The sequence below is a fragment of the Martelella sp. HB161492 genome (genome assembly GCF_013184775.1).
In the GTDB taxonomy this organism is placed as follows: Bacteria; Pseudomonadota; Alphaproteobacteria; order Rhizobiales; family Rhizobiaceae; genus Martelella.
This window is the reverse complement of sequence record NZ_JAATVV010000002.1, coordinates 395,595-408,237: the sequence shown is the minus strand read 5'-3', so window position 1 is coordinate 408,237 and position 12,643 is coordinate 395,595. Positions and strand designations below refer to the sequence as shown.

General features: G+C 59.6%; 9 protein-coding genes. 4 read left to right on the top strand and 5 right to left on the bottom strand.

Features of this window, described 5'->3' with window-relative positions:
• Positions 1 to 89: 89 nt before the first annotated feature.
• From HCK86_RS04745 to parE, 4 genes are all read right to left on the bottom strand, one after another.
• Complete coding sequence (locus tag HCK86_RS04745) at positions 90 to 842, bottom strand: L,D-transpeptidase (RefSeq protein ID WP_176083313.1); 753 nt, start codon at positions 840 to 842, stop codon at positions 90 to 92.
• Between the two features lie 465 nt (positions 843 to 1,307).
• On the bottom strand, positions 1,308 to 1,538 hold the full coding sequence (gene rpsU / locus HCK86_RS04740; RefSeq protein ID WP_141149540.1) for a 30S ribosomal protein S21: 231 nt from the start codon (positions 1,536 to 1,538) through the stop codon (positions 1,308 to 1,310).
• A gap of 262 nt (positions 1,539 to 1,800) precedes the next feature.
• On the bottom strand, positions 1,801 to 2,010 hold the full coding sequence (locus HCK86_RS04735) for a cold-shock protein (protein ID WP_176083312.1): 210 nt from the start codon (positions 2,008 to 2,010) through the stop codon (positions 1,801 to 1,803).
• A 204-nt stretch (positions 2,011 to 2,214) separates the two neighbouring features.
• Complete coding sequence (parE, locus tag HCK86_RS04730; RefSeq protein WP_176083311.1) at positions 2,215 to 4,278, bottom strand: DNA topoisomerase IV subunit B; 2,064 nt, start codon at positions 4,276 to 4,278, stop codon at positions 2,215 to 2,217.
• Positions 4,279 to 4,726: 448 nt separating this feature from the next.
• Between parE and tpiA the strand changes: the two genes are divergently transcribed.
• The 4 genes from tpiA (at position 4,727) to HCK86_RS04710 (ending at position 9,970) form a co-directional block, all read left to right on the top strand.
• Positions 4,727 to 5,500: a triose-phosphate isomerase gene (gene tpiA, locus HCK86_RS04725; RefSeq protein WP_176083310.1), complete on the top strand. Its 774-nt coding sequence runs from the start codon at positions 4,727 to 4,729 to the stop codon at positions 5,498 to 5,500.
• 220 nt (positions 5,501 to 5,720) lie between these two features.
• The gene (gene secG / locus HCK86_RS04720) at positions 5,721 to 6,197 is read left to right on the top strand and encodes a preprotein translocase subunit SecG (protein ID WP_176083309.1); all 477 of its coding nucleotides are present in this window, start codon (positions 5,721 to 5,723) and stop codon (positions 6,195 to 6,197) included.
• A gap of 203 nt (positions 6,198 to 6,400) precedes the next feature.
• Positions 6,401 to 8,032 (top strand): CTP synthase, encoded by a 1,632-nt coding sequence (locus HCK86_RS04715; RefSeq protein WP_176083308.1) that lies wholly within the window; start codon positions 6,401 to 6,403, stop codon positions 8,030 to 8,032.
• 477 nt (positions 8,033 to 8,509) lie between these two features.
• Entirely contained in the window at positions 8,510 to 9,970 is a 1,461-nt protein-coding gene (locus HCK86_RS04710; protein WP_176083307.1) for an MFS transporter, read from the top strand.
• On the opposite strand, the gene HCK86_RS04705 is transcribed toward HCK86_RS04710, so the two are convergent.
• A complete protein-coding gene (locus HCK86_RS04705; RefSeq protein ID WP_176083306.1) occupies positions 9,936 to 12,512 on the bottom strand; it encodes an EAL domain-containing protein in 2,577 nt (858 codons plus the stop codon). The two genes, HCK86_RS04710 and HCK86_RS04705, sit on opposite strands and share 35 nt — an antisense overlap.
• Positions 12,513 to 12,643: the final 131 nt, after the last annotated feature.

Sequence of the window (12,643 nt, the reverse complement as noted above, 5' to 3'; positions counted from 1 at the left end):
ACCGCCGCGCTGAACAGCAAATCGCCGGCAGAGGCCGGCGATCTGAGTATCTGCAAAAATGTCTGCCCGGTTTCGGGCTTACAAAGCTGTCAGCCGCGGGTAATGCTGGCAATCGGCTGGTTCGCCGGTGCTTGCGGGACCGCGGGGGCTGAAACCTGCACCGCGCTTGCCGGCTGCTGCTTGACGATGATGCGGCTGCCTGCAGGAACACGATCGTAAAGATCGATGATGTCCTGGTTGAGCATGCGGATGCATCCGGACGAGACGGCCTTGCCGATGGAATTCCATTCCGGATTGCCATGGACGCGATAGAGCGTGTCCTTGCCGTTCTCATAAATATAGAGGGCACGGGCGCCGAGCGGGTTCATCAGGCCGGGTTCCATGCCGCCATTCTTGGCTGAATATTTCTTCAGGTCCGGATCGCGCTCGATCATTTCCTGCGGCGGGAACCACTTGGGCCATTCCTGCTTCCACTGGATCACGCCTTCGCCGCCCCATGAGAAGCCAGCGCGGCCAACGCCAACGCCGTAGCGCATCGCCGTGCCATTGTCTTCGACCAGATAGAGGAAGCGGTTCGCCGTATCGACCACGAGCGTGCCAGGTGCTTCGCCTGTCGGGTCCTGAACGCGCTGACGCAGATATTCAGGTCCGATCTGCTGCCACGGAACGGCCGGGATCTCGAAACCACCGTCGGTCTCCGGGCCATACATCAAAGCATAGTTCGTCTTGGGTTCTGGAGGGGCAACCGTGGTGCCGGTGCTTGCGCAGCCAGCGAGAGCAGTTGTGGTGACTAGTGCGCCGAGCAGGAAACCCCTGCGCGACATTTTCATATCGGACAGCATTCGCGCCTCTTGTTAGGATTGACTACAGACAGCCATTGCTTTCTGTCGGGCATCCGTCAACGCAAGAAACACTCACAATTACGCGAATGTGTTCGTTTTTTCTCAGGTGTTGCGAATGGGTCGCCAAATTCTTCCGGTTTATCGGCAGATATTGAACGGCACGAATATTTGTAAGGATTTCTGCGACCGGGAAGCCGTGAAAGCGGGCGCGAACGGCAACTGTGGTGACCTGCTGGAAATCGCTGGCAGCTGTGCTGAAAGGCCGTTTTGCCCTGCCATTGCCGGGGAGGGGAACCGGGGCGATTGCGGGCGGCAAGGCTGGCGCGTTCGGGTCGCGGTCCAGCGCATCGGTTCTGGGAAGGATCGGGGAACCTTGAGGAAGGAGGCGGGCTGAGCCTCCATCCTTCATGTCGCCCTGCGGCCTGCATCTCGCGCTCGGGCGAATGCGCCGCAAGGCTTTGCCCTTTAGCGGCTGCGCCGGCGGGCCGAGGGCAGGAGCCCTTCACGCTGTGCCAGCTTCTTCAGCATCTTGCGATGGCGACGCTGAGCCTCGGCAGCCTGGCGATTGCGCCGTTCCGAGGGTTTTTCATAGGAACGCCTTGCCCGCATTTCACGGAAAAGGCCCTCTCGCTGCATCTTCTTCTTCAGCACACGCAGTGCCTGGTCAACATTGTTGTCTCGTACAACGACTTGCAAAAGATACTCCTTTCTGGATTTTCCACGGAAACCGATCTGTTGAGAAGTTGCGCTCCAGGCGCTCTCAAAGCCCGAAAGCAGGGACGGGCGGGGGCGGATATCCGCGTTGGCCAAAAACAAAAAGGCCGGGTGAACCCCGACCTCTCATGCGCCGCAGCCAATAAATCCGTGGCCGGTCGAAACCGGCATGAACAACACGGCGCTTCCATCAATCCGGGGGATTGATGATCTCAAGTCCCGCCATCAGGCAGGAAAGGGCTGATTACTCAGCCTGAAGGTTGTCGGCCGAGCTCTTGCCCGAACGCTTGTCCTTAACGAGCTCGTAGCTCAGCTTCTGGCCGTCGGAGAGCGAACGCATGCCAGCGCGCTCAACAGCAGAAATATGGACGAATACGTCAGCACCACCATCATCAGGCTGAATGAAACCATAACCCTTGGTGGCGTTGAACCATTTAACGGTACCAGTCGACATAACGATTTCCTTTCAAGTAATCGTTTTGGGCTCCGCGGTACTTTGCGGCGTGGGATCGATCTTGAAGGAAATCTGGCGGCATCCCGAAGGACACACGAAGAAAGTCACTAGCAATAGTCGATGCGCTTCATATAAAGCTTGAGCCTCGTCAAGGCAATGGGCAGCGTATAAATTCGCCGCCGATTTGATTGACTTTAGAATAGGTCAAATGTCGAGATTCTCGGCAAAAGCGGCGTTCTCCTGAATGAAGCGGAAGCGAGCCTCGGCCTTGGTTCCCATCAGTTCCTCGACGGTTTCGCGCGTTCCCTCGAAATCGATTTCATCGATTTTGACCCGTAACAGCGTCCGCTTCGCCGGATCCATGGTGGTTTCCTTCAGCTGTGCCGGCAGCATTTCACCAAGGCCCTTGAAGCGACTGACCTCGACCTTGCCGCGCCCCTTGAACATGGTGTTCATCAGCTCTTCGCGGTGTCCGTCGTCGCGGGCATAGGCGGTTTTGCCGCCCTGGGAGAGCTTGTAGAGCGGCGGAACAGCGAGGAAAAGATGCCCCTGACGGATCAGTTCCGGCATTTCCTTGTAGAAAAAGGTGATCAGCAGCGAGGCAATATGGGCGCCGTCGACATCGGCATCGGTCATGACGATGATGCGCTCATAGCGCAGATCTTCCTCGCGATATTTGTTGCGCGTGCCGCAGCCGAGCGCCTGGATGAGATCGGCAAGCAACTGGTTGGATGAGAATTTTTCCCGCCCGGCCGAGGCAACATTGAGGATCTTGCCGCGCAGCGGCAGGATCGCCTGATTCGTGCGGTTGCGCGCCTGCTTGGCCGATCCACCGGCCGAATCGCCTTCGACGATGAAGATTTCCGCCCCGGCAGCGGAATTTTGCGAACAGTCGGCCAATTTGCCCGGCAGGCGCAGTTTCTTGACGGCGGTCTTGCGGTTGACCTCGCGCTCCTTGCGGCGGCGCAGGCGTTCTTCCGAGCGCTCGACCACCCAGTCGAGCAGCTTTTCCGCTTCGGCGGGATTGGCCGAAAGGTAGAGGTCGAAGGGATCGCGCAGGGTGTTTTCGACAATGCGCTGGGCTTCCACAGTCGCCAGCCTGTCCTTGGTCTGGCCAACGAATTCCGGTTCGCGGATGAAGACCGAAAGCATGCCGATGGCCGAGATCATCACGTCATCGGTGGTGATCTGCGCGCCGCGCTTGTTGCCGATCATTTCGGCATAATTCTTCAGCCCGCGCATCAGGGCCTGACGCAGTCCGGCCTCGTGCGTGCCGCCTTCCGGCGTTGGAACCGTATTACAATAGGAGTGGACATTGGGATCGCCGCCATACCAGGCAACGGCCCATTCGACGGCGCCGTGTCCGCCGGTCTTCTCCGTCCGGCCGGTGAAGATTTCCCTCGTGACGGTGAAATCCTTGCCGATGAGTTCGGCGAGATAATCCTTCAGACCGCCCGGGAAGTGGAACTCGGCCCTGTCTGGAAGATCTTCCTTGCCCTCGACCAGCGAAGGATCGCAGGACCAGCGGATCTTGACGCCACCGAACAGATAGGCCTTGGAACGGGCCATCCGGAAAATGCGCGCCGGGTCGAATTTCGCCCGCGGTCCGAAAATCTCGGCATCGGGGTGGAAGCGCACCCGGGTGCCGCGCCGGTTCTGGATCGGACCGAGATCCTCCAGCCCGCCCTGCGGAATGCCGCGTGAGAAGGTCTGTTTCCACAGCCGCCGGTCAAGGGCGACCTCGACCTCGAGCACATCAGACAGCGCATTGACCACCGAAACGCCGACACCATGAAGGCCGCCTGAGGTTTCGTAGGCCTTGCCGTCGAACTTGCCGCCGGCATGCAGCTTGGTCATGATGACTTCGAGCGTTGATTTTCCCGGCACCTGGGGATGATTTTCCACCGGGATGCCGCGACCATTATCGGTGACGGTCAGAAAGCCTTCCGCATCGAGATAGACATCGATCAGCGTGGCGTGGCCGGCGACCGCTTCGTCCATGGAGTTGTCGAGTACTTCGGCGAACAGGTGGTGCAGCGCCTTGTCATCCGTTCCGCCGATATACATGCCGGGACGCATGCGCACCGGTTCCAGTCCTTCCAGAACACGGATCGACGAAGCGCCGTAGCTGCCGTCACTTTGGGAAATGTCGCTCAGTCTGGTCGTCGCGGGCTCCGGCTCGGGCGCGGCAACCGGGGCCGGGTCCGGGCGCGGCGGCTTGCTATCCGTACCGGCAATATCAGCAAAGAGATCGTTCTTGTCATCCATGGGTCGCGGTTTTCCAGACTGTCAGCCAAACGGGTGTGAACGGCTTACCGCCGAATCACGCATCCATTTTGACAAATATTTGCTTGCGGAGCGAGCATGCGCCAAATTGTCGCAGTCAGGCTTGCATCCTGTTCCGATCCGGTCCGTTTCCGTGGCGTCGTCTGATGCGTCGCCGGGGCCTCGTTTTGCGGTCTTGGAACATTTCAATCGATCTCTAACCGATTTATCGGCGGGATTGCAAATGCGGCTTTTGGTTTGCGCCAGAACAAGGAAGCGGTCTGTGGCTTCTCCTAGAGGTCGGCGTCGGACAAAACCGTCGAATGAGCCAAGCTTGTTTGACCTCGTCCGGCTAAGATAGAACGACGATGGACTCCGCCGGACCGGCTGCGGGGGCTTTCAAAATTGATGGCTGCCAAAATAAGGCATGATGCCACGGGAGAATTCGGGAATGACATTTCAGCTCCGTCCAATGGTTGCAGGCAATTGGAAGATGAACGGCACACGCTCGTCTCTCGATCAGATCCGTGCCATTGCACATGGTGTGAGCGGCCCTCTTTCACGGAAGGTCGATGCTCTGATCTGCCCGCCATCGACACTTCTCTATGTTGCAACAACGCTGACGGTGGATACACGGTTGCTGATGGGCGCGCAGGATTGCCACCAGAAGGCCCGGACCGGTGCACATACCGGCGACATTTCAGCCGAGATGATCCGGGACTGCTTCGCCACCCATGTGATCGTCGGACATTCCGAGCGGCGTAACGAGCACGGCGAAGACAATGCACGTGTCTCCTCCAAGGCACGCGCTGCCTATGACCAGGGACTGACGGCGATCGTCTGCATCGGTGAGACCCGCGATGAGCATTCCGAGGGCAGGACGCTCGAGGTGCTGCACCAGCAGCTGTTCGAATCGATGCCCGACGATGCGTCGCCGGACAATACCGTGATTGCCTATGAGCCGGTCTGGGCGATCGGCACGGGGCAGACACCGGGGGCGGACGAGGTCGCCAAGGTCCATGCGGCCATGCGCAGTGATCTGATCAGCCGCTTCGGCGAGAAGGGGGGCCGCATCCGGCTGCTTTATGGCGGATCGGTCAAGCCGTCCAATGCGCCGGAGCTTCTGAGCGTGCCGGATGTGAATGGTGCGCTGATTGGTGGCGCCAGTCTCAAGGCGGCAGATTTCCTGGCGATCTATCAGGTCTATGATCGCCTGCTCTCCTGAAGTCTGGGGCTGCGGGTCTCAGCTGATCTATTGAAGGATAAGGGGGAAGCGCCTATCTTGCGTCACGTCATGATGGCCTTTGGCTCGCCTGACCGCCATATGCGGGCGCGAACCGCCGGCTTGATTGCAAAAAAGGGTTGGATTGCGGGCGCGCCTCATGTAGAGAGGCGCCAAAGAAAGTTGCAAAGCTCCGCCGATTGCGGAGCCGGATTGGACCTTCATGCAGACGGTATTGATTGTTATCCACCTGATCATTGTGCTGGCACTTGTCGGCGTGATCCTTATCCAGCGGTCCGAAGGCGGTGGTCTCGGCATCGGCGGCGGCTCCGGTTTCATGACCGCGCGCGGCACGGCCAATGCGCTGACCCGCACCACGGCCATCCTCGCCGCACTGTTCTTCATCACCTCGCTCGGTCTCAGCGTTCTGGCCCGTTATCAGGGCACGCCTTCCGATATTCTTGATCGGATCGAGCAGAGCACGCAGAGCGACAACGGTCAGGGTATCCTCAACCAGCTTGGCGGTTCGGCGACCGGTACGGACGCTGCTCCGGCAGCGGATGGTACGGCAGCGCCGGCTACCGATGGCACGGCTGCTCCGGCAGATGGCGCAACGGCTGCACCTGCCGACAGCGGACAGCCTGCCGTCAGCGTTCCGGCGCAGAATTCGAACGCGACCGGCGTTCCGACAGGCGACTGATCGCAACGCGATAAACGGATTTCCTCCGGCGGGTCCAAAGCCCGCCGGATTTTCTTTGGGCAAACTGGGGCGCCACGGGGTGCATCTTCCTTGGGGATGGTGCGCCGGCATGACGCCTGTTTGTCATTTGATGTGTGTAAGCCGGGCTGAAATGTTTTTTGGCCCTAGCGGAATCGGGATAAAAACGGTATCGGAATAAGCCCATGGCGCGATATATTTTCATCACCGGCGGCGTGGTTTCCTCTCTTGGAAAAGGCATAGCCGCAGCAGCACTGGGAGCATTGCTGCAGTCGAGAGGCTATAGAGTCCGGCTGCGCAAGCTTGACCCCTATCTCAACGTCGATCCGGGCACAATGAGCCCCACCCAGCATGGCGAGGTTTTCGTCACCGATGACGGTGCCGAGACGGATCTCGATCTTGGGCACTATGAACGCTTCACCGGGCGTTCGGCGACCAAGACCGACAACATCACCACCGGCAGGATCTACAAGAACATCCTCGATAAGGAACGGCGCGGCGACTATCTCGGCGCAACCGTTCAGGTCATTCCGCATGTCACCAACGAGATCAAGGATTTCGTGCTGGAGGGCAATGAGGATTTCGATTTCGTGCTTTGCGAAATCGGCGGGACCGTCGGTGATATCGAGGCCATGCCCTTCATGGAAGCGATCCGTCAGCTCGGCAATGATCTGCCGCGCGGCAATGCGATCTATATTCATCTGACGCTGATGCCCTATATTGCGGCCGCCGGCGAATTGAAGACCAAGCCGACCCAGCATTCGGTCAAGGAACTTCAGGCGCTTGGCATTCATCCCGATATTCTGCTGGTGCGTGCCGACCGGGAAATCCCGGAGGCCGAGCGCCGCAAGCTGTCGCTGTTCTGCAATGTGCGCGCGTCAGCCGTCATTCAGGCGCTCGATGTTTCCAACATCTATGATGCACCGCTGTCCTATCACCGCGAGGGGCTGGACGACGAGGTTCTGGCCGCTTTCGGCATCGACCCGGCGCCGGTGCCGCGCATGGAGGCCTGGCAGGAGGTTTCCAACCGCATCAAGACGCCCGAGGGCGAGGTTTCGATTGCCATTGTCGGCAAATATACCGGCCTGAAGGATGCCTATAAGTCGCTGATCGAGGCGCTGCATCACGGCGGTATCGCCAATCGCGTCAAGGTCAAGCTGGAATGGATCGAGTCGGAGATCTTCGAGAAGGAAGATCCCGCTCCCTATCTGGAAAAGGTCCACGGCATTCTGGTGCCGGGCGGTTTTGGCGAACGCGGTTCGGAAGGCAAGATCCGCGCGGCCCGTTTCGCCCGGACGCATAAGGTGCCTTATTTCGGTATCTGTTTCGGCATGCAGATGGCCGTCATTGAGGCGGCGCGCAATCTTGCCGGCATTACCGATGCATCCTCGACCGAATTTGACCGCAATGCTTCTGAACCCGTTGTCGGCCTGATGACGGAATGGGTCAAGGGCAACAGCCTCGAGAAGCGCACCGAAACCGATGATCTCGGTGGCACGATGCGTCTTGGTGCCTACAAGGCCCGGCTTGCACCGGAAACCAAGATTGCCGAGATTTACGGTTCGACGGAGATTTCCGAACGTCACCGTCATCGCTATGAGGTGAATTTCGGCTATCGTGAGAAACTGGAATCCTGCGGTCTGGTGTTTTCGGGCACGTCACCGGACGGCATTTTGCCGGAAACCATCGAATATGCGGATCATCCGTGGTTCATCGGTGTGCAGTATCACCCTGAACTGAAGAGCCGCCCGCTGGCGCCGCATCCGTTGTTTGCAAGCTTCATCGAAGCGGCACTGGAGCAAAGCCGTCTGGTTTGAGCCCTTGTGCACCGCTCGAAGCGCATGAAAGCCCGGCAGATATGCCGGGCTCATACTGTTGACAAAATCGTTCAGATTGCCTGCTTGAGGCGCAATGGCCGCGCCCTCCGTCATCCCCGTGCGCGTCACGGGGATCCAGGCGCTTCCTAGCATTGGATCATAAGGGGCGTTCGCCGCGCAGACGCGCGGTGGCTGGATGCCTGTGGACCAAGCACAGGCATGACGTCAGGAAAGGGCGACGCGGTTTGCCAGCACTCTGAGCTCGGCCCATACGCCTGGCTTTTTCATCTTCTGCGCGCAGTGATTTGATCTGGCCCCTTGTTTTTTCGCTTCTGCGATGGTGAATAGAGGGACGAGGCTATCAGTGCCTTCCTGCCTGACCCCTTATCTCCGGCCATTGCCACTCCCCTTGCCGGTGCGCCACGCGCGGGAAACGCTCCTCTCACGAGCGTTTGAGACATGATGGAAGACTGACACATGGTTGAGAGCGAAAGCGCTCGCTGGCTGGATCTTGCCCGCCCACCTTACCTGGCGGTCATGACGATGATTTCGCTTGGTATCGGCCTGCTGGCCTTCAATAGCTTCCTTGTATCGACGGCGTTACCGAGCGCGGTGGAGCAGGTCGGCGGCGCGGCACTGATGTCGTGGTCAATCACGCTCTACCTCGTGTTTTCGATTGTCGCCGGCGCCGGTTCTGCCCTGGTCAAGCGTCGTTTCGGCGCGCGGCGTTCGCTGGTTGCGGCTGCCTGCCTTTTCATCGTCGGCACTCTGCTTGCCGGTTTCGCGCCATCGATGGAGGTGATCCTTCTCGGCCGCGTGCTGCAGGGCGCGGGTGAGGGGATCATTGCCGGGATTTCCTATGCGCTGATCCCAGCCTATTTTCCCTCCCGGCTGATCCCGCGGGTTTTTGCCACGGAAGCCCTGGTCTGGGCCTTTTGCGGCTTTTCCGGTCCTTTCGTTGCCGGCGCGCTGACCGAATGGGTATCGTGGCGCTTCGCCTTTCTGATCAATGTACCGGCGGCGCTTTTTCTGATTGCCCTCGTTCTGATGGCGCCACGCCAGCCGGATGAAGAGGCTGGCGATCCGGTGCCGCCGCCCTTCTTGCGGCTCGGACTGCTCGGTGTCGGCATGCTGCTTGTCAGCCTGATCGGGCTCGACGGCAAGCCGGTTGTCAAGATCGGCCTGCTGGTCGCGGCGCTTGTGGTCATTGCGCTCGTCTTCGCGCTGGACCGGCGCGCGCGTTTTCCGGTGCTGCCGGATCAGGCATTCTTTCTGACGACGCCGCTCGGTCTCGGGCTTTGGACCGTGGTGCTGATGCCGCTCGCCCTGTCCGGCAACACCGTCTATGTCGTGTTCCTGCTGCAGGAGCTGAAGGGCATGAGCCCGCTCGGCGCAGGCGGGGTGAATGCGCTGATGTCGCTCTCATGGAGCCTTACCGCCATTCTGGTGTCCGGCATTGCCGACCGGAACTGGCAGCGCCGTCTGATTGCCATCGGGCCGCTGGTTCTGCTGGTCGGCAGCCTGCTCATGGTGGCCGCCTGGTGGCAGGCAAGTCTTCTGCTGATCGGGCTCGGGCAGATCCTGCTTGGCGGGGCTTTCGGTCTGAGCTGGGGCTATCTCAGCCAGGCGATGATGGATATTTCGCCCGAAGCATCGCGTGACCGGACATCGGTCTTCCTGCCGACATTGCAATCGGTCGGTTTCGCATTCGGAGCGGCCTTTGCCGGCATCGTCGTCAATGCGCTGGGTTTTGCCGCCGATGCCGATCATGCGACACTTCGGCACGCAGCTCTCGGGCTTTATGGTTTCGCGGCATTCCTGGCTGTACCGGGTGTTATCGCCGCCTTGCGGGTGATTGCGCTTCTCAATGCGCGGACGTCCCCGCCGGAGGAGGATGCGCTGGTCACGGCGCTGGCAAAACAGAAACCTCGTTTCTGAGCAGGGTTTCGAGTGTGTCTGCTGGAACCGGTCTGGCCAGCGCAAAGCCCTGCAGCGCATCACAGCCGAGCGAGCGGAGGATTTCGGCATGTTTCTCGGTTTCGACGCCTTCGGCGATGACACGGATGCCGAGGGCCTGGGCAATATCAACGATCGCCTTGACGATCTGCCGCTGATCGGGTTTTTCCACCAGCGGGAAAATCAGCTCGCGGGCGATCTTCAGCGCGGAAGGTGCGACCTTGAGAAGGCTGACGATCGACGTGTAGCCCGTGCCGAAATCGTCAACTTCAATGGCGATGCCAAGGTTGCCGAATTCTTTCAGGTTGAAGGCGCAGGTATCATCATAACGATCGAGGAATGTCGATTCCAGCAGCTCGAATGTGAGCATTCCGGGGGTGACGCCAAGTGCGATCAGCGAATCGATCAGTGCCGGATCACTCAGGCGCCGCGGGGTCAGATTGACCGAGATATGCGGTGGCTTCAGTCCTTCAGCAACAAATCGCTTGTGGTCCTTGACCGCCGTTTCGAGGATCCGGGCATCGATCATTCCCATCGCATTGAGCGCATCGGCCAGCGGGATGAAGCTGTCGGCGCTGGCAACTGTTCCATCGGGCTTGCGCCAGCGGGCCAGCACTTCGATGCCGCTGATACGGCCGGTGCTGGCGTCGAACTGCGGCTGATAGAAGGGAATGAACTCGTCGCGGTCAATGGCGCGAAGCAGGGCATCGGCCCGTGCCTTTTCCTGCGTGGCCCGCTGTCGCTCGATGCTGTCGAAAAGCGCAACGCAATTGCGCCCCATTGATTTTGCCCGCAAAAGAGCGATGTCGGCATTCTGCATCAGCTCCGTCGCGCTGAGTGCGACCGGCACCTCGCTGAGGGCAATGCCGATGCTGCCGCCCGGTCGCTCGTCACCGTCGCTCGTGCGCACGGGCTTGGACAGTTCAGCAATGATACGCCGCGCCAGAGCGACAAGCGCGGCGCTGTCGTCCTTGTAATTGGCAATCATGATGAATTCATCGCCGCTGACGCGGGCAACGAAATCATTGTGACGACAGAGAAACCGCAGCATGGATGCGGCACTGCGCAGAATATTGTCGCCAGTGACATGACCGTGGGTGTCATTGATCGACTTGAAACCGAAAATGTCGATGTGAAGCAGGGCGATGCCGGTGGTGTTGGCACTGGCGATTTCCAGCCTGCGCTGCAACTCCGCCTCGAGATAGTTGCGGTTGGGAAGGCCGGTGAGATAGTCATGCAAGACGGCATGTTCGACGTCTGAACGGGCGCGATCGAGCTCGAAATTGCGTGCTTCGGCCAGCTGCTTCGCTGTCAGCAGCTCCTGCCGCAGGCGTGCTTCCTCGGTCACGTCCCAATTGACGCCGATCACGCGTTCTTCGCCATCTTCGGTGCGGTAGCGCCGCATGCGTGAGTGAATGTGCCGCTGGGCCTTGTCATCCTCGCGATAGATCCTGTAGTCGTCGGTGACGGTCACATCAATCGGTTCGCCCTCATGGCCGTGACGGTTGATGCGGGCGACGTCCTCGGGAAAAGTCAGGTTGCGCCAGCGGTCATGACTGACCGTGTCAGGGTGATCGGCAATGCCGTAGATCTTCAGCATGCGCTCGTCCCAGACGCCGTCGCGGGTCGTCGCATCAATGTCGAAAACACCGATCTGTGAGGTCTCCAGTGCCAGTTCAAGCTTGCGTGTCGTGCTCTTCAGCAGCGCTTCGGCTTCCTTGCTCTCGGTGATGTCGCGATCCGTGCCGATGATCCGCGAGGGACGGCCATTATCATAGAATTCCACCGCATCGCCGCGGCACTCGATCCAGATGTAATGGCCGTTGGCATGTTTTTCACGGTACTCGAAATTCATGAAGGCCGGATTGCCGACCTGCTGCTGCTCGATCGCATAGCGAACGCGGAGCCTGTCATCCGGGTGAAGCTGGTTGAGCCAGTCCTCGGTTGAGGCATAGGGCATAGCACTCGATGAGGCCGAAAGGCCGCGCATCTGATGCCAGGTGGGGGAATAGAACTTCTCGCCGGTGCGGTAATTGTGATCCCAGACCCCGAGCCCTGAAGACATCAGCGCAAAGTTCCAGCGTTTGGCGCGCTTGATCGCATCCCGCTCCAGAATATCCTCCGCATCAAGCTCGCAGATATAGAGCAGGATAGAGCGTGGCGAGGGCGCACTTTCGGGAAAGCTGGCGCGTGCGGCGATCGCCAGCACCGAGCGGCTGTCCCGCTCGCGCCTGTCGAGACGCGTTACAATCGAGCAAGCCCTGTCGTCGCGATTGCTGGCCTTGCGCAGGAAACGCGTGAAGGCAATGCGGTCTTCCGGGTGGATTGCGGCCAGCAGCCCGCTTGTGTCATCGGCCAATTCCAGAAACAGCTTGTGAAAGCTTTTGTTCGCGCCGAGCACATCAAGCGACTCGCTGTCGACAAGGGCAAAACCGATCGGAGAGCGCTCAACGATAGGTGCTGCGAAACCGAGATTGTCGCGCAAAAGTCTCTTCAATGGATCGGTCATCGATGGCGTGATCACTGTTTCTCCGGTCCGGGCGCCCTTTTTTCTCCCCGTTGGAGGTAACGAATGCCCTCGACTATCGTTCCGGCGAGGACGAGCCGAAGTCATTCATCCTCCACGAAAGGATGATATTACTTGTACAAATTGGC

Bases quoted from the DNA above. Each gene is read 5' to 3' on its own strand.
- HCK86_RS04735 (WP_176083312.1), bottom strand. From the start codon at position 2,010: ATGTCGACTGGTACCGTTAAATGGTTCAACGCCACCAAGGGTTATGGT.
- tpiA (WP_176083310.1), top strand. From the start codon at position 4,727: ATGACATTTCAGCTCCGTCCAATGGTTGCAGGCAATTGGAAGATGAAC.
- HCK86_RS04715 (WP_176083308.1), top strand. From the start codon at position 6,401: ATGGCGCGATATATTTTCATCACCGGCGGCGTGGTTTCCTCTCTTGGA.
- HCK86_RS04710 (WP_176083307.1), top strand. From the start codon at position 8,510: ATGGTTGAGAGCGAAAGCGCTCGCTGGCTGGATCTTGCCCGCCCACCT.
- parE (WP_176083311.1), bottom strand. From the start codon at position 4,278: ATGGATGACAAGAACGATCTCTTTGCTGATATTGCCGGTACGGATAGC.
- HCK86_RS04745 (WP_176083313.1), bottom strand. From the start codon at position 842: ATGCTGTCCGATATGAAAATGTCGCGCAGGGGTTTCCTGCTCGGCGCA.
- secG (WP_176083309.1), top strand. From the start codon at position 5,721: ATGCAGACGGTATTGATTGTTATCCACCTGATCATTGTGCTGGCACTT.